Annotated in this window: 14 protein-coding genes; 10 read left to right on the forward strand and 4 right to left on the reverse strand. The window is 62.1% G+C overall.

Annotation, left to right across the window (positions count from 1 at the left end):
• Positions 1–209: 209 nt before the first annotated feature.
• Genes bcsG through bcsE form a run of 3 tightly spaced genes read right to left on the reverse strand, consistent with a single transcriptional unit; the run spans position 210 to position 3623 of the window.
• The gene (bcsG, locus tag EDY99_RS21925) at positions 210–1865 is read right to left on the reverse strand and encodes a cellulose biosynthesis protein BcsG (RefSeq protein ID WP_123062064.1); all 1656 of its coding nucleotides are present in this window, start codon (positions 1863–1865) and stop codon (positions 210–212) included.
• Positions 1862–2068 carry a cellulose biosynthesis protein BcsF gene (bcsF, locus tag EDY99_RS21930; protein ID WP_033645228.1) on the reverse strand — a complete coding sequence of 69 codons (207 nt, stop codon included), beginning with the start codon at positions 2066–2068 and terminating at the stop codon, positions 1862–1864. Before bcsF ends, bcsG begins: the two co-directional genes overlap by 4 nt.
• Positions 2055–3623 (reverse strand): cellulose biosynthesis protein BcsE, encoded by a 1569-nt coding sequence (bcsE, locus tag EDY99_RS21935; protein WP_060660090.1) that lies wholly within the window; start codon positions 3621–3623, stop codon positions 2055–2057. The genes bcsF and bcsE overlap by 14 nt, the downstream gene beginning before the upstream one ends.
• A 189-nt stretch (positions 3624–3812) precedes the next feature.
• Here bcsE and bcsR point away from each other — a divergent pair, with 189 nt between their 5' ends.
• From bcsR to EDY99_RS21980, 9 genes are all read left to right on the forward strand, one after another.
• Complete coding sequence (bcsR, locus tag EDY99_RS21940; protein WP_033645055.1) at positions 3813–4004, forward strand: cellulose biosynthesis protein BcsR; 192 nt, start codon at positions 3813–3815, stop codon at positions 4002–4004.
• Between the two features lie 3 nt (positions 4005–4007).
• Positions 4008–4748 carry a cellulose biosynthesis protein BcsQ gene (bcsQ, locus tag EDY99_RS21945; RefSeq protein WP_033645054.1) on the forward strand — a complete coding sequence of 247 codons (741 nt, stop codon included), beginning with the start codon at positions 4008–4010 and terminating at the stop codon, positions 4746–4748.
• Positions 4745–7348: a UDP-forming cellulose synthase catalytic subunit gene (bcsA, locus tag EDY99_RS21950; RefSeq protein WP_123062065.1), complete on the forward strand. Its 2604-nt coding sequence runs from the start codon at positions 4745–4747 to the stop codon at positions 7346–7348. Before bcsQ ends, bcsA begins: the two co-directional genes overlap by 4 nt.
• A 62-nt stretch (positions 7349–7410) precedes the next feature.
• The gene (bcsB, locus tag EDY99_RS21955; protein ID WP_123062066.1) at positions 7411–9699 is read left to right on the forward strand and encodes a cellulose biosynthesis cyclic di-GMP-binding regulatory protein BcsB; all 2289 of its coding nucleotides are present in this window, start codon (positions 7411–7413) and stop codon (positions 9697–9699) included.
• 5 nt (positions 9700–9704) lie between these two features.
• Positions 9705–10817: a cellulose synthase complex periplasmic endoglucanase BcsZ gene (bcsZ, locus tag EDY99_RS21960; RefSeq protein WP_080301929.1), complete on the forward strand. Its 1113-nt coding sequence runs from the start codon at positions 9705–9707 to the stop codon at positions 10815–10817.
• Entirely contained in the window at positions 10799–14272 is a 3474-nt protein-coding gene (gene bcsC, locus EDY99_RS21965; protein ID WP_096242708.1) for a cellulose synthase complex outer membrane protein BcsC, read from the forward strand. Before bcsZ ends, bcsC begins: the two co-directional genes overlap by 19 nt.
• Before the next feature lie 230 nt (positions 14273–14502).
• Positions 14503–16509, forward strand: a complete 2007-nt coding sequence (hmsP, locus tag EDY99_RS21970) for a biofilm formation regulator HmsP (RefSeq protein ID WP_047573158.1) — start codon at positions 14503–14505, stop codon at positions 16507–16509.
• Positions 16510–16782: 273 nt separating this feature from the next.
• The gene (locus EDY99_RS21975) at positions 16783–18069 is read left to right on the forward strand and encodes a dicarboxylate/amino acid:cation symporter (RefSeq protein ID WP_033645049.1); all 1287 of its coding nucleotides are present in this window, start codon (positions 16783–16785) and stop codon (positions 18067–18069) included.
• Positions 18070–18329: 260 nt separating this feature from the next.
• Entirely contained in the window at positions 18330–19835 is a 1506-nt protein-coding gene (locus EDY99_RS21980) for a pitrilysin family protein (RefSeq protein WP_033645048.1), read from the forward strand.
• Positions 19836–19860: 25 nt separating this feature from the next.
• Here the strand turns inward: EDY99_RS21980 and ppiC are convergent, their stop codons facing one another.
• Entirely contained in the window at positions 19861–20142 is a 282-nt protein-coding gene (gene ppiC / locus EDY99_RS21985; RefSeq protein WP_004934175.1) for a peptidylprolyl isomerase PpiC, read from the reverse strand.
• A 109-nt stretch (positions 20143–20251) separates the two neighbouring features.
• Here ppiC and rep point away from each other — a divergent pair, with 109 nt between their 5' ends.
• Positions 20252–22276, forward strand: coding sequence for a DNA helicase Rep (gene rep / locus EDY99_RS21990; protein ID WP_033645047.1), 2025 nt, complete (start codon positions 20252–20254; stop codon positions 22274–22276).
• Positions 22277–22298: the final 22 nt, after the last annotated feature.

The raw sequence follows: 22298 nt of genomic DNA on the forward strand, positions 1-22298 counted from the left end.
TCGCTTTTCGGGGCGTTATTGAATGCTTAACGAAAATCTGACGAATGCTTATTTTTATAGGAATTTTCGCAATGAATTAATAAGCGAATAAAAAATTTAACGGGAGGTGAGTAATAATATTTTTGCCAGACGTTTAACTTCGCCTTTTGTCGGACTTGCTCAATAAAAAAAGCACGCCGTCGGCGTGCTTTGGGTCGATAAGGCCGCGCTTATTGCGGATAAGGCACCCAATCGCCGCCGTTCAGGCGAATGTAAGGTTTCCCCTGATATTGCATCACGATGGCGTTGTCGTTTTCGGAGATGACCGGCGTCTGCGGCAGCCCTTGCGTCAGCGCCTGCCAGTCGACGCTGGACTCGCTGAAGACTTTGCCGTCCACCAGACGTGATACCAGCTCCGACAGCGCCAGATAGCTGCTCGGTGTTTTGATCTGCAGCGGGCTGCCCTGATGCGGCGCCTTCATGCCGATCAGTTTGATGCCGACCGGCGTATGGGTGATGTTTGGGCTGGGGATATCGCGCAGGCCGGACATTTGCATCTTGTCACCCACCAACGCCGCGCCGTGCTCCGGCACGATCACCACCACCACTTTGCGGCCGGATTTTTCCAGCTGATCGAGGAAGGTGTTCAGCTGATCGAACAGCTTCTGCGCGCGCGGCTGATAGTCGGCGCTCTTGTTAGAGCCGACGAAGCGGTTGCCGTCGTGCAACGGAATGACGTTGAAGAAGGTGGCGGTGCGGGCGTCTCCGGCTTTTTGCTGCTGATCCAGCCAGCGGGTCAGCAATTCCAGATCGCTATAAATCGGCTCACCGTCGAATGACGTCAGCTCGTTGCCGACGCCGGCCTGCGACATCAGCGGCGCCTGCATATCCCCCTGTTCACGCAGCTCTTTCAGGAAGTTGCCGAACACCCCGGAGTGATCGAGCATCAGCTGTTCCTTGAAGCCGAGCTTCGCCAGGTTGTCGAACAGGTAACACTGCTGGTTCACCGGCTGGTACAGATCGTGATGCGAAAGCTGGCCGCAGCTGGCGCGCAGCAACCGTATGGCCGCCGGGCCGCTGTAGGCGGTGGCCGAGTTGAAGCTGTCGAACATGATATCCATCTTCGACCACAGCGGATGATTCTGCAGGTTGACCGCCTCCATATCGGTCCAAGCCAGCGAGCAGATGTTGATCACCAACAGATCGAACGGTTGGGCGTCGGCGGGCAAAGTGGCCGGGAACGCGGTGGCGCGGCCTTTTTCCCGCTCGTAGAACTGGTTCAGATAGGCCGTCAGGTTGGCGCTGGTCGGCGGCAGGCTGTCTGCCGGCGCATTATCTCCTGCCGTCGGCGCGGCCGTGGCCGGCGTGCCGGCGCCGCCGGCGGCAGCCGTGGAACTGGCGGGCAGCAGTGAGACCGCCGGCCCGGCGATGTTGACGATATTGAGCCACACCAGCGCGGCCACGGTGAACACCGTAACGCGCACCCACTGGGCGACGAACAGGTAGGCGATAAGCAACACGAAGGCGGCGCCGACCATCTGCCAGTTGATAAAGCGGCTGACCAGCTCCAGCAGGTACTGGGCGCTGAAGCCGGCCAGCTGAGAGCCCTGGCTGAGAATGCTGTTGATGCCCGGCAGCCAGGTATCGTGGTAGAACAACGCGATGCCGATCGGGATGGCGAGGTAATGGCGCCAGCGGTGCAGCCGCGGCGAGGGGATCGGCATCAGCAGATAGGCCATGAACACCAGGTTCGGCAGCGCGTGGAAATTCAGGTAGCCGAACCACAGCAGGGCGAATTTCGCCAGAAAGTAGAGGTTCCAGCCACCCAGCCCGCGCCAGTAGCGCCACAGAGCGTTATCGGATTGCGTATTTGAGTTTGGATTCATGGCTGCTTCTTATGACGTTTAATCTGGGAGGATGAGCCTGTGCGCACCCATAAACCGGCGGATTTCAAATAGCGCGGCGATAACAACAGGTTTTGCCAGTATTGACGCAAATGCGGAAAACGCCGGTGAAAGGCGTAGCCCAGCGGAATGAAGACCAGCGCGCACAGCAAGATCAGTTGCAGGATGTCGTTAAGGTTCAGCATGCTTTTCCTCCTGCGGGCCAAGCGGCAGCGTGAAAGCGATCGGCTGGCGGCGTTCTGCGGGCTCTGCGGCCGTCACCACGGGGGGCGGCGGCGCGACGCCCGCGGCGCCGGTGGCGGTAAGCTGCCAGCGCCCCTGAGCCATGCGTTTGATTTCCGAAATGATATCGACATCCTGGTGCCACACCACCCGGTTGCTGAAGGCTTCATCCACCGGCAGGCGGAAGATGAACTTCAGCGCGGTGTTCAGATCGTTGATGCGGCAGGTGGAGAGGAACAGCACCAGGCGCCCCTGCACCACGGTCATCACGTCGCCGAAACGCCGCAGGTGGCACAGGGTCATCGCCTGTTCGGCGCGCAGGCCGGTGGCCGGGCGCAACGCCACCATCACGCCTTTGCCGTCCTCGGGCAGCAAGGTGTTGGCCATCAGCGAAAGCACCGCCTGGCTAAACGGTTCCGGCCGCATGTAGCCTTTCAGCTGCAGCGGACGCAGCCCGGCCAGCAGCGCATCGATGTCGGCGGGCACGTGACGTGAGAAGCGCTGCCCCTGGATGCCTTCAAGCATGGTCAGAAAACGCGACAGCGGCGCGACGTGCGGCACGATCAGGTTGGCGCCGCAGGCCAGCAGCAGCCGTTCGTCGCTGTAGCGCAGGCTGGCGCTCATCTCGCGCACCGCGATTTTCAGGCCGTTGCCGCGGCTGCGGCGCAGGGTGTGGATTTGGTGCGCCAGATGATCGATTTGGTCGCTTTGATACAACGCGAAAATCAACGTCGCCGAGAGTCTCAGCATGCCGTGCTGCGCCAGTTCGTCGTTGCTCTCCAACAGCTGCCAGTTGGCGGACAGCGGCGGTGCGCCTTCCAGGATGCTGCGCTCGGCCAGATACTGGCCTTCGTCGCTGCGCAAGGCGGTGGGGGAGGGTTGGCTATTTTCCTCCTCGCCCTGCCAACCGCCTTCCGCCGCATACAGCGTCAGCAGCTGATTGGCGTTGATGCCGTTTTCGGTGCTCCACCAGTTCACCAGGTATTGCGCGCTGTCCTGCTGCCATTGCAGGCTGGACAGGCCGTTCAGGATGCGGTGCTGTGTGCTGAGCTGCCCTTTGAGCTTATTGATGCCGCCGCCGTGGCTGAGGATCAATAGCGTACACCCCTGCCGCCGCAGCCAGGCGGCGAGGGTGCGCGTCCATTCGCGCAGTTCTTCGGTGGTGAAGGTTTGCCACAGGCTGGCGTGGGCCAGCAGGATAAGTAAGCGATTTTGCGGCCGCAGGGCGCGCATCAGATCGTCGCTCAACTGCGCCAGCGCGGCTTTTTTCTCCGGTAGTTGATACAGCGGCAGCTTCTGCAAAGCGGGCGCAGCCAGCTCGGCCAGCAGGCGATCGGGTTTGTCTCCGCTGCAGATCAGGGCGAGCTTGCGGGTGGCCGGCTGGGCGGCGATGGCCTGGCGACACAACAGCGCGGCGTCGCTTTGCCTGTCGATATTGATCCAATAAAGCCCGGGGGCCTGCATCACCGACAGCTCTTCCCAAATCTGCCGAATGCCTAGAGAAAAAGAGTGCGCCATAGGATGTGTTCTACTTTCGTTGAAAGCCGACTAAAGGCGTTTATATTTAAAGATAGCCATTTTTACGCTGGCAATAACAAATCTCCGATGCTCTTCAATAATATTTGTTGAGAATCATCTTATTGCCTGTCTCTTTTTGTATCGTTGCTATAGTTAATTAACATAGCCTATTTTCGCCAAGGCGGAAGAATGAATAACGCACCCAGCCATTTTCGTGCAGCGGCGCCGGAGGAGAGCCAGGATGACCTGCAGGCGCTCAGCCAGGCTTTTTCATTACCAAAATTAAGCTATGTCGATATTTCGCGGCAGGAGCGGTTAACGCAAATGATGACGCGCTGGCCGCTGCTGGCCGAATTGGCGCAAAACGCGGGGAGCCACTGATCTATGCCGGCGATCGCGCTGCAAGGGTTGCGGGGTGGAATGGGGACGACGTCAGTCACGGCGGCGCTCGCCTGGGCGTTGCGCCAGCTTGGCGAGTCGGTGCTGGCGATAGACTTTACGCCGGACAATCTGCTGCGCCTGCATTTCAACACGCCATTCGAACTGGCGCGCGGCTGGGCACGCGCGGAACAGGACGGCGGCGGTTGGCGGGAAGGCGCGCTGCGTTATTGCGAAAACCTCGACTTTTTACCGTTTGGCCGCCTGAATGCGGCGGAACGGCTGGAAGTGCAACATCGGTGTCAGGCGCATCCCGATCGCTGGCGCGATAATTTGCGTCAGCTGATGGCCGGCGATCCGCAGCGCTGGATCCTGCTGGACGTCCCGGTCGGGGATGGCGTTTTGGCGCAGCAGGCATTGCAACTGGCCGACAGCGTGTTCGTGCTGTTGAACCCCGACGCCAACTGCCAGGTGCGGCTCCATCAGCAGGCGCTGCCGCACGCAAGTCATTTCCTGATTAACCATTACTCTTCGGCCAGCCGGCTGCAGCAGGATTTGCATCAGCTGTGGCTGCAAACGCTGAGCGGCCTGTTGCCGGTGGTTATCCACCGCGATGAAGCGCTGGCGGAAGCGCTGGCGGCCAAACAGCCGCTGGGCGAGTACCGCCCCGAGAGCCTGGCGGCGGATGAAGTGCTGACGCTGGCCAACTGGTGCCTGATCAACCTCAAACGGGGCATTGCGCCATGAGTCGGGTGCTGAGCCTGCTGCTGGTGCCGCCGGTGCGCCAGGCGGTGCAGGCGCGCTACCGCGCCTATCGCCGCAGCGGGGCGTCGGCGCTGACCGCCTTTTTCACTACGCTGTTGGTGGCGCTGGGGTGGATGCTGCTGCGTTTGGAGTCACCGGCCTGGCGGCGCGTGCGCGCCGGCCGCGCTTACTGGTTCCCGCATCTGTCCGCCGAACGCCCCCGCCCGGCGGATGCGCTGCGCTATTTGCTGCAGGGGGCGTGGCTGCTGCTGTTCCGCAGCGGCCGCGCGCCGGTGCAGCGCGATTATTTCGCCGGTTGGCGGCGGCTGCAGCAGCGCTATGCCGACTGGCTGCAGGGCTTGCCGCAGCGGCTGAAAAACGCCGGCGTGGAACAGCGCTCGGTAGAGCGACTCGGCCGCATGAACCGCGGATTGCGGCGCGCGCTGTTCATTCTGGTCGGCGTGCTGGCGGCGATCCTCGCCATGCTGTGCATCTCGCAACCGTTCGATCTGTCGGCGCAGTTCGTGTTCGTTCTGCTGCTGTGGGGGATCGCGATGGTGGTGCGACGGGTGCCGGGGCGCTTGCCTGCGTTGATGCTGATCGTGCTGTCGTTGACCGTCTCCTGCCGTTACCTGTGGTGGCGCTATACCGCCACGCTGAACTGGGACGATCCGCTCAGCCTGGTATGCGGCCTGCTGTTGCTGGTGGCGGAAACTTACGCCTGGGTGGTGTTGGTGCTGGGCTATTTCCAGACTATCTGGCCGCTTAACCGCCAGCCGGTGCCGTTGCCCGAAGACAGCGCCACCTGGCCGACCATCGATCTGATGGTGCCGACCTACAACGAAGACCTCGGGGTGGTGAAGCCCACCATCTATGCGGCGCTGGGCATCGACTGGCCGAAAGAGAAAGTGAACATCTATATCCTTGATGACGGCAATCGCCCCGAGTTCCGGGCGTTCGCCGCCGAGGTGGGAGTGAAGTACATCGCCAGGCCGACTCACGAACACGCCAAGGCCGGCAACATCAACAACGCGCTGAAGCAGGCCACCGGCGAGTTCGTGGCGATTTTCGACTGCGACCATGTCCCGACGCGCTCCTTCCTGCAGCTGACCATGGGGTGGTTCTTCAAAGACAAAAAGCTGGCGATGCTGCAGACCCCGCACCACTTCTTCTCGCCGGATCCCTTCGAGCGCAACCTTGGCCGCTTCCGTCAGACGCCCAACGAGGGCACTTTGTTCTACGGGCTGGTGCAGGACGGCAACGACATGTGGGACGCCACCTTCTTCTGCGGCTCTTGCGCCATCCTGCGCCGCAGCGCGCTGGACGAAATCGGCGGCATTGCGGTGGAAACCGTCACCGAAGACGCCCATACCTCGCTGCGTTTGCACCGGCGCGGGCATACCTCGGCCTATATCCGCATTCCGCAGGCCGCCGGGCTGGCGACCGAAAGCCTGTCGGCGCACATCGGCCAGCGCATTCGCTGGGCGCGCGGCATGGTGCAGATCTTCCGGCTCGACAACCCGTTGCTGGGCAAGGGGCTGAAACTGGCGCAGCGCCTGTGCTACGCCAACGCCATGCTGCACTTCCTGTCGGGCATCCCGCGGCTGATCTTCCTCACCGCGCCGCTGGCGTTTTTGCTGTTGCATGCCTACATCATCTTCGCGCCGGCGCTGGCGATCGCGCTTTACGTGCTGCCGCACATGATCCACGCCAGCCTGACCAACTCGCGCATCCAGGGGAAATACCGCCATTCGTTCTGGAGCGAAATCTATGAAACGGTGTTGGCCTGGTATATCGCGCGGCCGACGACGGTGGCGCTGTTCAATCCGCACAAGGGCAAATTCAACGTGACCGCCAAGGGCGGGCTGGTGGAGGAGGAGCACGTCGACTGGGTGATCACCCGGCCTTACATGTTCCTGGTGGTTCTTAACCTCGCCGGGCTGGCGTTCGGCGCCTGGCGGCTGGCCTATGGCCCGACGGACGAGGTGATGACGGTGATCATCAGCCTGGTGTGGGTGCTGTACAACATGACCATTCTCGGCGGCGCGGTGGCGGTGGCGGTGGAAGCCAAACAGGTGCGTCAGGCGCACCGCGTGGAGATCGCCATGCCGGCGGCGATCGCGCGTGCCGACGGCCACCTCTACCCCTGCACGCTGCGCGATTACTCCGATGGCGGCGTGGGCATCGAGATGCGGGTGGCGGACACGTTGAAAGAGGGCGACAAGGCCTCGCTGCTGCTCAAACGCGGCCAGCAGGAGTACAGCTTCCCCTGCGTGGTGACGCGCGCCTTCGGCAACAAGGTGGGGGTGCGTCTGGTCAGTCTTTCCACCCGCGAACACATCGATTTTATTCAGTGCACCTTCGCCCGCGCCGATACCTGGGCGCTGTGGCAGGACGGGTTCCCTGAAGACCGGCCGATCGAAAGCCTGCGCGACGTGCTGGCGCTGGGCTCCCGCGGCTATGTGCGCATGGCGGACTACGCGCCGCCGCTGGTGCGCGGTCTGCTGGTCGGGGTCACGTCGTTGACCGCCTGGGTAGTGTCGTTTATTCCGCGCGGCGTCGGCAGGGATCCGACCTTGGGTCAACAAGAAACCGTGGGTTAGCTGCGAGTTCAACCGCCCGCTCACTCGCCCGGTGAACAGGCTCCAACATTGATGATGATACGATGACGAGAAAAATAACCTGGTTAACTGCTCTGGCCTTAGGCATCAGCACCCTGTCGCAGGCCGAAACCGCCACCGCGCCGACCGTGGCGGCCCAGCCGCCGATCGCTGCGGCGGCTGATACGGCGACCGCGCCGCAGGATCCGAATGCGCCGGTGCGCGACGTGTCGCTGCCGTTCGCGCAGATAGCGCCGCCGCCGGGCACCTTTGTTCTGCGCGGCACCCGGCCGGACGGGCAGATCGAATTCGGCGTGCGCAGCGATGAGGTGGTCTCGCAGGCGATGCTCGACCTGGAATTTACGCCGTCGCCGGCGCTGATCCCGGTGGAGTCGCACGTCAAAGTCTACCTGAACGACGAGCTGATGGGCGTGACCACGATCGCCAAGGAGCAGTTGGGCAAGCCCAATCGCATCCAGATGGCGATCGATCCGCGCTATATCACCGATTTTAACCGCGTCCGGCTGGTGTTCGTCGGCCATTATCAAAACATCTGCGAAAACCCGGCCAGCACCTCGCTGTGGCTCGACGTCAGCAAATCCAGCGCGCTGAAGCTGCGCTTCCAGACGCTGCCGGTGAAAAACGAGCTGTCGCACTTCCCTGAGCCGTTCTTCGACAGCCGCGATAATCGGCCGCTGACGCTGCCGATGGTGTTCGCCGGCCAGCCGGATCTGGCCCAGCAGCGCGCGGCGGGCATTCTGGCCTCGTGGTTCGGCAGCAAGGCGCAGTGGCGCGGGCAATCCTTCCCGACGCTGTATAACGCGCTGCCGACGCAGCACGCGGTGGTGTTCGCCACCAATAAGCAGCGCCCGGATTTCCTGCGCGATTACCCGGCGGTCAACGGCCCGACGGTGGAGATGATCAGCCACCCGGACAATCCCTACGTCAAACTGCTGCTGATTCAGGGGCGTGATGACAACGATTTGATCACCGCGGTGAAAGGCATCGCGCAGGGCGACATTCTGTTCCGCGGCCAGAACGTGACGGTGGACAAGGTGGAACAGCTGGCGGCGCGTCAGCCTTACGACGCGCCGAACTGGGTGCGCACCGATCGGCCGATGACCTTCGCCGAACTGCAGCAATACGCCGAACAGCTGCAAACCAGCGGTATCGAGCCCGGCCCGATTTCATTGACCATGAACCTGCCGCCGGATCTGTTCCTGATCCGCAGCACCGGCATCGACATGCACCTCAAGTACCGTTATACCGCGCCGCGCATTCAGGACGGTTCGCGGCTGAGCGTCAGCCTGAACAACCAGTTCGTGCAGGCGTACTCGCTGGTGCCGGAACACGAACAGGGCACGCAGCTGCTGCGCCTGCCGTTGACGCAGGGGCTGCTCGACTCCGACAAGAACGTCAGTATCCCGGCGCTGCGGCTGGGTGCCACCAACCAGCTGCGCTTTGACTTTGATTACACCACGTTGCTGGCCAGCGGCGCGGAAGGGCGCTGCGAAACCTACTCCTTCACGCAAAACCACGCGGTGATCGACGGCGCGTCTACCATCGATTTCTCCGGCTATCGCCACTTTATGGCGATGCCGGACCTGCGCGCCTTCGCCAACGCCGGCTTCCCGTTCAGCCGCCTGGCGGATCTGTCGCAAACGCTGGTGTTGGTGAACCAGAAACCGCAGCCGGCGCAGGTCAGCGCGCTGCTGAACGCGCTCGGCGTGATCGGCGCGCAAACCGGCTACCCGGCGCTGGCCTTTACGCTGAGCGACGATTGGTCGCAGGCCAAGGAGCGCGACGACGATATCCTGATGGTCGGCACCATTCCGCCAGAGCTGCGCGACGACAAGAAAATCAGCCTGCTGGTGGACGCGACCCAAAGCTGGGTGAAACAGCCGACGCGTCAGCCGCCGCTGCCCAGTGCGGAAGTGCTGGCGGAGGATACACGGCCGGACAGCAAGACCACCGTCAGCTCCGAGGGCGCGATGTCGGCGATCATTGGCGTGCAGTCGCCGTTCAACGATCAGCGCAGCATCGTGGCGCTGTTGGCGGACAGTCCGCGCGGCTATGAGCTGCTGAACAATGCCCTGCTGGACAGCGGCAAGCGCGCAGCAGTGTTTGGTTCGGTGGCGGTGATCCGCGAATCGGGGGTCAACAGCCTGCGCGTCGGCGATATTTATTATGTCGGCCACCTGCCGTGGTGGGAGCGGCTGTGGTATGCCCTCTCCACCCATCCGGTACTGCTGGCGGTGATTGCGGTGGTGCTGGTGGTGATCCTGGGGCTGATGCTGTGGCGCGGCCTGAAGGCCTTCAGCCGGCGTCGTCTGGCGCCTGAAGATCGGGATTGACGGCGGTGAGCGCGATGCTGCAACGCCTGTCGCTCGGCATGCTGCTGCTGTGCGCCTTCAGCGCGGTGGCGGCCTGCGAGTGGCCGGGCTGGCAACAGTACAAGCAGTTCTATATCAGCCCGCAGGGACGGGTGATCGATCCGAGCAGCCCGAACAAAATCACCACCTCCGAGGGGCAGAGTTACGGCCTGTTCTTCGCTCTGGTGGCCAACGATAGGGTGACCTTCGATCGGCTGTTGACCTGGACGGAGAACAACCTGGCTGCGGGCGATCTCAGCGCCCGTCTACCCGCCTGGCTGTGGGGCGAGGGCGACGACAAACAGTGGAAGGTGCTGGACGCCAACTCGGCGTCGGATGCCGATCTGTGGATCGCTTATAACCTGCTCGAAGCTGGCCGCCTGTGGAAAAGCCGGCGTTATCAAACCCTGGGAACGCTGCTGCTGCAGCGCATCGGCCGCGAGGAAGTGGCCGACGTTCCCGGCCTGGGCCTGATGCTGCTGCCGGGCAAAGTCGGGTTCGTGGCGGAAGATCGCTGGCGGCTGAACCCCAGTTACCTGCCGCCGCAGCTGTTGGCGCGTTTTGCGGCGCTGAACGGCCCGTGGCGCGCGATGCGCCAGGTCAATCAGCGGCTGTGGCTGGACACCGCACCGCACGGTTTCTCACCGGACTGGGTGGTATGGCGGGTTGGCGCCGGCTGGCAACCGGACACCGTCAAGCCGAACGTCGGCAGCTACGACGCCATTCGGGTCTATCTGTGGGCCGGCATGCTGGCGGACGACGATGAACACAAGGCGGCGCTGCTCAAACGCTTCCAGCCGATGGCGCAGCTCACCGCCAGCCAGGGCGTGCCGCCGGAGAAAACCGATACCGCCAGCGGCAAAACCACCGGCGACGGCCCGGTCGGCTTTTCCGCCGCGATGTTGCCGATGTTGGCGGCGCAGGCCGACGCGCTGGCGGCCCAGCGGCAACGGATCGGCGAACACCCGCCGGGTGACGACGCCTATTTCAGCGCCTCGCTGACGCTGTTCGGCCAGGGGTGGGATCAACAACGTTATCGCTTTAATCGTCAGGGTGAATTGCAACCCTCGTGGGACGGCCAATGCACAACTTCAAAATAAACTGGCTGAATTTGATTCCGCTGAGTCTGGCGATGCTGCCGCAGGCGCGCGCTGCGGAGGCCGTGGCGCCGGAGCAGTGGCTGCTGGAGCAGGTGCGCATTGGCGAGGCCGGCAACAAGGACGATCTGGTGCGCCAATCGCTGTACCGGCTCGAACTGATGGATCCGAACAACCCGGACGTGATCGCCGCGCGCATGCGTTTGGCGCTGCGGCAGGGCAACATGGCGCTGGCGCAGCAGCAGTTGGACAAGCTGAAAACGCTCGCGCCGCAGTCCAGCGCTTATCGCCAGGCGCAAATGAACATGCTGCTGACCCAGCCGGAAACCCGGCAAAAGCTGCAGCAGGCGCGCCTGATGGCGACCGCCGGCCGGTTGCCGGAGGCCAAGGCGCAGTACGATGCGTTGTTCCACGGCGAGCCGCCGACGCTCGATCTGGCGGTGGAATACTGGCGGCTGGTGGCGCGCTTGCCGGGACAGGAGGCGAAGGCGTTAAAGCAGCTGCAGGCGCTGGATCAGCAATATTCCGGCAACGCGGCGCTGCGCATGTCGCTGGCGCGCATGCTGTTCAGCCAGAATCAGGACGCGCAGGCCTATGAACTGCTGCAGAAGATCGCCGCCGATCCGGCCGGGCGCGGCGACGCCGCCGATCTGTGGCTGGACAAGGTCAAAGCGATGCCGGTCAGCGCGCAGAGCGTAGCGGCGCTCAACCGTTTCCTCGGCGTGTTCGACACCGGCGATCAGGCGACCCGCGCCCGTGAAGAGCTGGCCAGACAGCAGAAACTGTTGGCCGATCCGGCTTATCAGGCGAGGGTGCGCGGTCTGGCGCAGGTGGATAAAGGCGGTAGCCGGGCAGCCATTCCAGAGTTGCAAAAGGCGCTGGCGGCGGCGCCGAACGACGCCGAGGTGCTGGGCGCGCTCGGCCAGGCCTACTCGCGCGCCGGCAACCGCCCGCAGGCGCTGAAGCTGTTTCGCCAGGCGCTGGCCGCCGACAAGAGCGGCTACGGCAGCGGCAAATGGCAGAGTCTGATCAAGAGCACCGGCTACTGGCTGGCGATCGACGAGGGCGACAAAGCGCTCAAGGCCGGCAATCTCGCGCTGGCTCGGCAGAAATATCAACAGGCGCGCCAGCTCGACGACAGCAACGGCGACGCGTTTATCGGCCTGGGCGATGTGGCGGTGGCGAGCAAGGATGACGCCGCGGCGGAAGGGTTTTATCAGCAGGCGCTGCGGCGCGATCCCGGCAACGGCAGCGCGCTGCGCGGCCTGGTGAATATCTATCAACGCCAGTCGCCGGAAAAAGCGCTGGCCTACCTTGACGGCCTGCCGCGCAGCCAGCAGGCCAAGCTGCGCAGCACTCTCGATGGGCTGCGGCTCGACAGGTTGAAACAGCAGGCGGAGACGCTGGCGCAGCAGCAACAGTGGCAGCAGGCGGCGGAAATCTATCGGCGCGCCCAGCCGATGGCGCCCGACGATGTCTGGCTGACCTATCGCTATGCCCAGGCGCTGCGTCAGGCCGGGCAGCCGCAACAGGCGGACGCCTTATTCCGGCAGCTGACGCAGCGCCAGCACGCCAATCCGCAGCTGACCTACGCCTATGCGCTCTATCTTTCCGGCAGCGATCGCGACAGGCAGGCGCTGGCGCAGCTCAATACGCTGCCTGCGGCGCAATGGAACGACAACATGCGCGAACTGGCGCAGCGGCTGAAAATGCAGGCGGTAATCGAGCATGCCGAACGGCTGCGGGCCGCCGGTGACGAAGCGGCGGCGGAAGCCTATCTGCGTCGGCAGCCGGCGGACACCCGCATCGATTTGCTGCTCGCCGACTGGGCGCTGGCGCGCGGGGAGTATGCGGCGGCGCTGGACGACTATCAGCGGGTGAAACGGCGTGAACCGAACAACCCGGATGCGCAGCTGGGCGAGATCGAAGCCTATGTGGCGCAGGGGGATCTGGACGCGGCGCGTCAGCGGCTGAAAACCGAACCGCAGCCGCAAGACGCTTCGCTCAACAGCCAACGGCGGGTCGCCAACGCCTGGGGCGCGGTCGGCGATCCGCAGCAGGCCGACGCGCTCTTCAGCCGGCTGAAAACGGCGGCGGCTTCGGAGCCCGCCGGGCAGACCAAGGCGCTTGTTTATCGTGACGCCGCCCGGCTGGAACGGGCTCAGCAACAGCCTGAGCGGGCGCAGCAGGATTACCGCCAGGCGATGGTGGCCGGCGGCATCACGCCGACGCTGCCGCAGGATAATGACGGCTACACCTATTTGACGCGCAATAATCCGAGCGACGACTGGCTGAAACGCGGCATCCGCTCCGACGCCGCGGATCTGTATCGACAGCAAGACGTGAACGTCACGCTCGATCACGATTACTGGCGCTCGAGCGGCACCGGCGGCATTTCCGACTTCAACGCGCACGACACCATGCTGCAGGTGGACATGCCGCTGTATGACGGGCGCGCCTTTTTGCGTACCGACACCGTGCAGCTGGATGCCGGCCGCTTCTCGACCGACGGCAGCGGCAAGTACTACGAAACCTTCGGCACCTGCAACACGCAAGGGTGCCGCGGCGATGAACACCAGAAAACCACCGGCACCAGCGTGGCGGCCGGCTGGAAAAACGATCGCTGGGCCGCCGACATCGGCACGACGCCGATGGGCTTTGAGGTGGTCGACTGGACCGGCGGCCTGGCCTACAGCGGCGACTGGAACCACATCGGCTGGACGCTGGCGGCCTCGCGGCGGCCGATCTCCAGCTCGCTGCTGGCGTTTGGCGGCGCCAAGGATCCGAATACCGGCACTACCTGGGGCGGCGTGCGCGCCACCGGCGTCAGTCTGAGCGCCAGCTACGATCGCGGCGAGGCGAACGGCGTGTGGGCCGATCTCAGCGCGCACCAGCTCACCGGCAAGAACGTGGCGGACAACCAGCGGCAGCGGTTGATGGCCGGTTACTACTACAAGCTGATCAACGAAGACAATCGCCGCCTGAGCGTTGGGCTCAATACCATGCTGTGGCACTACCAGAAGGATTTGAGCGGCTATTCGCTGGGGCAGGGCGGCTATTACAGCCCGCAGCAATATCTGTCGCTGTCGCTGCCGGTCAACTACCGTCAGCGCACCGAGAACTGGTCGTGGGAGCTGGGCGGTTCGGTTTCGCTGTCCCATTCCAAAACCGACAGCCAGCGCCGCTATCCGCTGCAGGGACTGATCCCGGATTCGTTGCCCGATAAGTTCGCCGTCGAGGACGGCAGCGCCTCGAGCGGCGTCGGTTATACCCTGCGGGCGATCGTCGAACGCCGTCTCAGTTCGCACTGGACGCTCGGCGCCGGCATCGACATTCAACAGGCGAAGGACTATACGCCGAGCCACGCGTTGATTTATCTGCGTTATTCCCTGGCCGGCTGGCAAGGGGATCTCGATTTGCCGCCGCAGCCGCTGACGCCTTACGCCGACTTCAAGTAGCCGGAAGGGGGAAAGATTCGGAGTGTCGGACGCCGGGGAGTTTTGTTACCCTGTGTGCGGGTCGCGTTTGTTCGCTTTAGGAAAAGACTGAAACCCGCGATTTTCTTGGTTTTGCCTGCGGCATAGCCAGATAAAAACAGCCGATGATCGAGTATACTCAGCCCGGTTCGAGGGGGCGGGTGAGAGTCAGCCCCCTTTTTTGTTTCAGCCCGATTTCACGGAGAGCAGGTTTGCGGGTCAGGCGTTCGTTAACGATTAAGCAGATGGCGACAGTGTCCGGCGTGGCGCTGGTTACGATCTGCATCTTTATCGTGATCCAGTTATTCCACTTTGTGCAGCAGCGCAGGGATGACTACGCCCAGCAACTGGAGAATATCGCCCACTCCGTGCGCCAGCCGCTGGCGGAGGCGGTGCTGCGCATGGACGTGCCGGAAGCCAAAAGGGTGCTGAACACGCTGTTGCCGGTCGGCATTCTCAGCCGGGCGGATATCGTCTTGCCGAACGAGTTTCAGGCGCTGCACGCCAATTTCCCGCCGGAGCGGCCGGTGCCGACGCTGATCGCCCGGCTGTTTGAACTGCCTATCCAAATATCCGTGCCGCTCTATTCGCTGGAACGGGTGCCGGCCAACCAGCAGCCGCTGGCCTACCTGGTGCTGCAGGCCGATTCGTTCCGCATGTATCAGTTTATCCTCAGCATATTGTCGACCATGCTGTCGACCTACCTGCTGCTGGCGCTGATCCTGTCGGTGTCCATCACCTGGTGCATGAACCGGCTGATGGTGCATCCGCTGCGCGCGATGGCCAAAGAGCTGGAGAACATCTCGCAGGACGAAGCGCCCTATCATCAACTGATGCTGCCGGCGCTGCACCAGGATGATGAGCTCGGCCTGCTGGTGCGCAATTACAACCGCAATCAACAGACGCTGGCCAAGGCGCATGCCGACATGAGCCGCCTGAGCACCCGCCACCCGGTGACCGAACTGCCGAACCCGGCCTTGCTGAACGCGTTGCTGGAACAGCATATCGCCTCCAGCCTGCGCCCCGAGCGTTTTAACCTGCTGGTGATCGGCATCGAGACGCTGCATGAAGCGTCGGGCGTGATGAGCCCGGCGATGCGCGAGGCATTGCTGTTGGCGCTGGCGAAGAAGCTGCGCGGCTGCATCGACGAAAACGGCGTGCTGGCACAGCTGAGCAATACCGAATTCGCCATCCTGGCCAAGGGCATCGAGCGGCCGTTCCACGCTATGCAGCTGGCGCGGCGCATCATGGCGGAGATCAACGCGCCGTTGACGCTGGAAGGACTGGCGCTGCGGCCCAACGCCAGCATCGGCATCGCCCACTACCTCAATCAGGGGGAGAGTGCGGAACAGCTGCTGCGTAGCGCCACCTCGGCGATGATGTCCGCGCATCGCGAAGGGAAAAATCAGATCCTGTTCTTCGAACCCAGCCTGACGGAGCGCACGCAGAAGCGATTGACGCAGGAGAGCGAGATCCTGCACGGCATTGAGCAGCGGCATTTCACGCTGTTCCTGCAGCCACAGATCGACATGCAGTCCAACGAGGTGATTGGCGCAGAAGCGTTGCTGCGCTGGCAGCAGTACGACGGCAGCTATACCCTGCCGGCCGACGTCATTCCGCTCGCGGAAGAGCTGGGCGTGATTGTGCCGCTCGGCAACTGGGTGCTGGAAGAGTCCTGCCGTATCCTGGCGGACTGGCAGCAGCGCGGCATTGCGCTGCCGCTGGCGGTCAACGTTTCCGGCATTCAGATGCAGGACGAGGCGTTTGTTCCGCATCTGAAAAATCTGCTGGCGCAGTATCGAATCGATCCGCGCAAGCTGCTGCTGGAGATCACCGAGACGGTACGCATCGACGATCTCGACCGCGCGCTGGCGCTGCTGCGCGAGCTGCACGATCTGGGGCTGTCGATCGCGTTGGACGACTTCGGCATGGGCTACTCCAGCCTGGAGTACCTGAACCGGTTGAAATCCCTGCCGATCGATTTGATTAAAATCGACCGCAGTTTCATTCAGGGGCTGCCGGCCGACGATGCGATGGTGCGCATCGTCAGTTCAATCTCTGAAGTGCTGGCGTTGCCGGTGATGGCCGAAGGCGTGGAAAACGCCGAGCAGCGCGACTGGCTGCTGCAGCACGGCATTCGCAGCGGGCAAGGGTTCCTGTTCGCTCGGCCGCTGCCGCGTGAAGCGTTCGAAACCGAGTTTTGCCGCGCGGCGCCGTGAGCGCCGCGTTACCTTTCCGGTACTTTTCCCCGTCCGAAAATCGCTATTCCACTCATACCTCTTTTGCGTTAGTGCAAACAAAGGCTTACGCAATTTTCAGCTTTGCACCCGGACTGACGCGTTTCAGCTCTTAAATTCACATCAACCCTGAGGGGTGGGTGCAACAAATTATTTCCATGTTGTTAAGTGGGTGTTATTTTCCGCGCAAGCAATGAACAGGCTGGATTTTTAGACTGCCGCCTGGTGCGTGTCTTCCCCCCATAGGATGTTCATATGAAAACAACAATTTTTAAGAGCCTCTATTTTCAGGTGCTGACGGCGATCACGCTGGGTATCCTGCTTGGCCACTTCTACCCTGACCTCGGCGCCCAGATGAAACCCTTGGGCGATGGCTTCGTCAAACTGATCAAGATGATTATCGCCCCGGTGATTTTCTGCACCGTGGTGACCGGCATCGCCGGCATGGAAAGCATGAAGGCGGTGGGGCGCACCGGCGCCATCGCGCTGCTGTATTTTGAAATCGTCAGCACCCTCGCGCTGATTATCGGCCTGGTGATCGTCAACCTGGTGCAACCGGGCGCCGGCATGAACGTCGATCCCGGTACGCTGGACGCCAAAGCGGTGGCGATCTACGCCGAGCAGGCGCAGCAGCAGGGCATCATTCCGTTCCTGCTGGACATCATCCCCGGCAGCGTGATCGGCGCGTTCGCCAGCGGCAACATTCTTCAGGTGCTGCTGTTCGCGGTGCTGTTCGGCTTCGCCCTGCATCGTCTGGGCGACAAAGGGCAGCTGATCTACAACGTGATCGACAGCTTCTCGCGGGTGATTTTCGGCATCATCAACATGATCATGCGCCTGGCGCCGCTGGGGGCCTTCGGCGCCATGGCGTTTACCATCGGTAAATACGGCGTCGGTACGCTGGTGCAACTCGGCCAGCTGATCGTGTGCTTCTATATCACCTGCATCCTGTTCGTGGTGGTGGTGTTGGGCAGCATCGCCCGCGCCAACGGCTTCAGCATCTTCAAATTTGTCAACTACATCAAAGAAGAGCTGCTGATCGTGCTGGGGACCTCGTCGTCTGAATCCGCGCTGCCGCGCATGCTGGATAAAATGGAGAAGTTGGGCTGCAAGAAATCGGTGGTGGGTCTGGTGATCCCGACCGGATACTCCTTCAACCTGGACGGCACCTCTATCTACCTGACCATGGCCGCGGTGTTTATCGCTCAGGCGACCAACACCCACATGGATATCATGCATCAGATTACCCTGCTGGTGGTGTTGCTGCTCTCCTCCAAAGGGGCGGCGGGCGTGACCGGCAGCGGCTTTATCGTGTTGGCCGCCACCATCTCCGCCGTGGGCCACCTGCCGCTGGCCGGCCTGGCGCTGATCCTCGGCATCGACCGCTTTATGTCGGAAGCTCGCGCGCTGACCAACCTGGTGGGCAATGGCGTGGCGACCGTGGTCGTGGCCAAATGGTGTAATCAGCTGGATGAGAAGCAGCTGAAAGACACCCTGAACAACAAAAATACCGGCGCGGACAAAACGCTGCCTTCCGCCTGATTTCGGCGGTAAATCACCGGTCGCATCCGCGGCCGGTGAGCTTCTTCCCCTGCCTCGTAACGATTTTTTGCATTAAAAACCCCGCAATCTATTATTTTTCACTCTAATGAGTGACATCCGCAAAGGCGCGCGGTCTAACACGATGGTACACTTTCTGCTTTCCGCCCCACCGTGAAACTCAGGGCGTATTTTTATGATTCCATTGAATGGAATACACGCATTTGCATAAGAAATTGGATAGTCATTAAGTAGGGGTTCACATGCAGGGCACCAGAATTCATCTTATAGTTGGTGGGCTGCTACTGGCGGCAGCCAGTGGCAGCGTGCAGGCTGAAGCACTACAACCCGATCCTGCCTGGCAGCAGGGGGCGCTGGCCAACGGGTTTTCATGGCAGATTCTCGATACGCCGCAGCGGCCGAGCGACCGCGTGGAACTGCGGCTGATCGTCAATACCGGCTCTTTGGTGGAGTCTTCGCAGCAGACCGGCTTTGCCCACCTGCTGCCGCGGCTGGCGTTGACGCGCAGCGAAAGCTTCACGGCGCCGCAGCTGCGGGCGCTGTGGCAGCAGAGCGTAGATAACGAGCGGCCGCTGCCGCCGGCTATCATCTCGTACGATTTCACCATGTATAACCTCAGCTTGCCGAACAACCGGCCCGATCTGCTGAAAGAAGCGCTGGCCTGGCTGGCGGACACGACCGGCAAACTGGCGATCGACGAGCACACGGTGCACGCGGTGATGAATTCCAGCATCAATCCGGTCGGCACTTTCCCACCCAATACCAAAGACGCCTGGTGGCGTTACCGCCTGAAAGGCTCGACGCTGCTGGCGCACGATCCGGCGCAGCCGGCGAAACGGCCGGTCAACCTTGAGCAGTTGAAGAAATTCTATCAGCAGTGGTACACACCGGACGCCATGACGCTGTTCGTGGTCGGCAAGGTTGACAGCCGCAGCCTGGGCGAGCAGATCAACAAGGCTTTCTCGCCGCTGCAGGGCAAACGTGAAACCCCGGCTCCGATGCCGACCCTGACGCCGCTGCCGCAGCAGCCGGTGAGCCTGATCAGCGAGCAGGTGAAGCAGGATACGCTGTCGATCATGTGGGATTCGCCGTGGCACCCGATTCGCGATTCGCAAAGCCTGCTGCGCTACTGGCGTGGCGATCTCGCCCGCGAGGCGTTGTTCTGGCACCTCCAGCAGACGCTGGAAAAAAGCGACCAGAAAAACCTGCATTTGGGCTTTGACTGCCGCGTGCAGTACCAGCGCGGGCAGTGCGCCATCCACCTGGATACGCCGAACAACAACCTGAACGGCAGCCTGGGCTTCATTGCCCGCGAACTGGCCAACGTGCGGGACAACGGCCTGTCGAAAGAGGAATTCGATGCGCTGCTGGCGCAGAAAAACGATCAGCTGAGCAAGCTGTTCGCGACCTACGCCCGTACCGACACCGACGTGCTGATGAGCCAGCGTCTGCGGTCGCAGCAGAGCGGGGTGGTGGATATCGCGCCGGAGCTGTACCAGAAGTTGCGCCAGGAGTTCCTGTCCAGCCTGACGCTGGAGACGCTGAATCAGGCGCTGAAGCTGCAGTTGTCTCAGGACGCGACGTTGGTGCTGATGCAGCCGAAGGGCGAGCCGGAAATGAGCATGAAGCAGCTGCAGGATACCTATAACGGCATCATGATGCCGCCGCCGGCGGTGGTGACGGAAGAAGCCAAACCGGCGGACACCGCAGTCGCTTCGCCGGCGACGGACGCCGCTGGCGCGCAGTAATTCGTGGCAGGGGGCTCAGGCCCCCTCAGTTGCGGTACAGCACCTTGATGATATGGTAACCGAACTGGGTTTTGACCGGGCCGTAAGGTTTGAGCAGCGGGATGCTGAACACCGCTTTATCGAACGCAGGCACCATTGCGCCTTTGTTGAATTCGCCCAGCGAGCCGCCGTTGCGTTTTGACGGGCAGCTCGAGTATTTGCGCGCCAGCGTGTCGAAGCTGACGCCGCGCTTCAGCTTGGCCAGCAGCTCGTTGGCCAGCTTTTCATTGTCTACCAGAATGTGCAGGGCGCACGCCGTTTTTGCCATGGTATTGCCTTTGTCGATGCGAAAATTGCGCTGATTATACCCGCTAAATCTCATCGGCGCTTTCTGCTACAATTCCCTTCCACGTTTTACAGTCGAGCAAGTCAGCGCCATGCGATTAAACCCCAGCCAACAACAAGCCGTCGAATTCGTTACCGGGCCCTGCCTGGTGTTGGCCGGTGCCGGTTCCGGCAAGACGCGCGTTATCACCAACAAGATAGCCCACCTGATCCACCACTGCGGCTATCAGGCGCGGCACATCGCCGCCGTGACTTTTACCAACAAAGCCGCGCGCGAGATGAAAGAGCGCGTGTCGCAAACCCTGGGACGCAAAGAGGCGCGCGGGCTGATGATTTCCACCTTCCACACCCTGGGGTTGGAGATCATCAAGCGGGAATATGTGGCGCTGGGCATGAAGTCCAACTTCTCGCTGTTCGACGACCAGGATCAGCTGGCATTGCTGAAAGAGCTGACCGAAAAGTGGCTGGAAAGCGATAAGACGCTGGTGGCGCAGCTGATTTCGACCATCTCCAACTGGAAAAACGACCTGATCGATCCCCAGCGGGCGGCAGAGTTGGCGCGCTCGGAGCGCGACAAGCTGTTCGCCCATTGCTACGGTCTTTACCACGCCCATATGCGGGCGTGTAACGTACTGGACTTCGACGATTTGATCCTGTTGCCGACGCTGCTGCTGCAACGCAACGAAGAGGTGCGTGAACGCTGGCAGCAGCGCATCCGCTATCTGCTGGTGGATGAGTATCAGGATACCAACACCAGCCAATACGAGCTGGTGAAGCTGCTGGTGGGCCATCGCGCGCGCTTTACCGTGGTGGGCGACGACGACCAGTCGATTTACTCCTGGCGCGGCGCGCGGCCGCAGAACCTGGTGCTGCTGAAGGAAGATTTCCCGGCGCTGCAGGTGATCAAGCTGGAGCAAAACTACCGTTCCAGCGAGCGCATTTTGAAGGCGGCCAATATCCTGATCGCCAATAACCCGCACGTGTTTGAAAAAAGGCTGTTTTCCGAGCTGGGGTATGGCGAAGAGCTGAAGGTGGTGACCGCCAACAACGAGGATCACGAAGCCGAGCGCGTGGTGGGGGAACTGATCGCCCACCACTTCGTGAAAAAAACCAACTACGGCGACTATGCGATTCTCTACCGTGGCAACCACCAGTCGCGGGTGTTTGAAAAGATGCTGATGCAGAACCGCATCCCGTACAAGATTTCCGGCGGCACGTCGTTCTTCTCTCGCCCCGAGATCAAGGATCTGCTGGCCTACCTGCGCGTGCTGACCAACCCGGACGACGACAGCGCCTTCCTGCGCATCGTCAATACCCCCAAGCGCGAGATCGGTCCGGCGACGCTGCAGAAGCTCGGCGAATGGGCCAACCAGCGCAACAAGAGTTTGTTCCACGCCAGTTTCGATCTGGGGCTGAGCCAGCACTTGACCGGGCGCGGACTGGAATCGCTCCAGCGCTTCACCCACTGGTTGGGCGGCATCGCCCAACAGGCGGAGCGTGAGCCGGTGGCGGCGGTGCGCGATCTGATCCGCGGCGTGGATTATGAAAGCTGGCTGTTTGAAACCTCGACCAGCCCGAAGGCCGCCGAAATGCGGATGAAGAACGTCAATACGCTGTTCGGTTGGATGACGGAGATGCTGGAAGGCAACGATTTGGACGAGCCGATGACGCTGACCCAGGTCGTGACGCGCTTCACCCTGCGCGACATGATGGAGCGCGGTGAAAGCGAAGAGGAGCTGGATCAGGTGCAGCTGATGACGCTGCACGCTTCCAAAGGGTTGGAGTTCCCCTACGTGTTCCTGGTGGGTATGGAAGAGGGGCTGCTGCCGCACCAGAGCAGCATCGACGAAGACAATGTCGATGAAGAGCGGCGTCTGGCCTATGTAGGGATCACTCGCGCGCAAAAAGAGCTGATCTTCACCCTGTGCCGCGAACGCCGTCAGTACGGTGAGTTGGTGCGGCCGGAGCCGAGCCGATTCCTGCTGGAGCTGCCGCAGGACGATTTGGCGTGGGAAACCGAGCGCAAAGTGGTGAGCCCGCAGGAGCGGATGCAGAAGGGGCAGAGCCATCTGGCCAATATCCGCGCCCAGCTGGCCAAGGCCAAAGGCGGGAATTAAAAAGAAAGGGCGCTCATCGCGC

Source organism: Serratia sp. LS-1 (assembly GCF_003719595.1).
Taxonomy (GTDB): Bacteria; Pseudomonadota; Gammaproteobacteria; order Enterobacterales; family Enterobacteriaceae; genus Serratia; species Serratia ureilytica.

Bases quoted from the DNA above. Each gene is read 5' to 3' on its own strand.
- bcsG (WP_123062064.1), bottom strand. From the start codon at position 1,865: ATGAATCCAAACTCAAATACGCAATCCGATAACGCTCTGTGGCGCTAC.
- bcsF (WP_033645228.1), bottom strand. From the start codon at position 2,068: ATGCTGAACCTTAACGACATCCTGCAACTGATCTTGCTGTGCGCGCTG.
- bcsE (WP_060660090.1), bottom strand. From the start codon at position 3,623: ATGGCGCACTCTTTTTCTCTAGGCATTCGGCAGATTTGGGAAGAGCTG.
- bcsR (WP_033645055.1), top strand. From the start codon at position 3,813: ATGAATAACGCACCCAGCCATTTTCGTGCAGCGGCGCCGGAGGAGAGC.
- bcsQ (WP_033645054.1), top strand. From the start codon at position 4,008: ATGCCGGCGATCGCGCTGCAAGGGTTGCGGGGTGGAATGGGGACGACG.
- bcsA (WP_123062065.1), top strand. From the start codon at position 4,745: ATGAGTCGGGTGCTGAGCCTGCTGCTGGTGCCGCCGGTGCGCCAGGCG.
- bcsB (WP_123062066.1), top strand. From the start codon at position 7,411: ATGACGAGAAAAATAACCTGGTTAACTGCTCTGGCCTTAGGCATCAGC.
- bcsC (WP_096242708.1), top strand. From the start codon at position 10,799: ATGCACAACTTCAAAATAAACTGGCTGAATTTGATTCCGCTGAGTCTG.
- EDY99_RS21975 (WP_033645049.1), top strand. From the start codon at position 16,783: ATGAAAACAACAATTTTTAAGAGCCTCTATTTTCAGGTGCTGACGGCG.
- EDY99_RS21980 (WP_033645048.1), top strand. From the start codon at position 18,330: ATGCAGGGCACCAGAATTCATCTTATAGTTGGTGGGCTGCTACTGGCG.
- ppiC (WP_004934175.1), bottom strand. From the start codon at position 20,142: ATGGCAAAAACGGCGTGCGCCCTGCACATTCTGGTAGACAATGAAAAG.
- rep (WP_033645047.1), top strand. From the start codon at position 20,252: ATGCGATTAAACCCCAGCCAACAACAAGCCGTCGAATTCGTTACCGGG.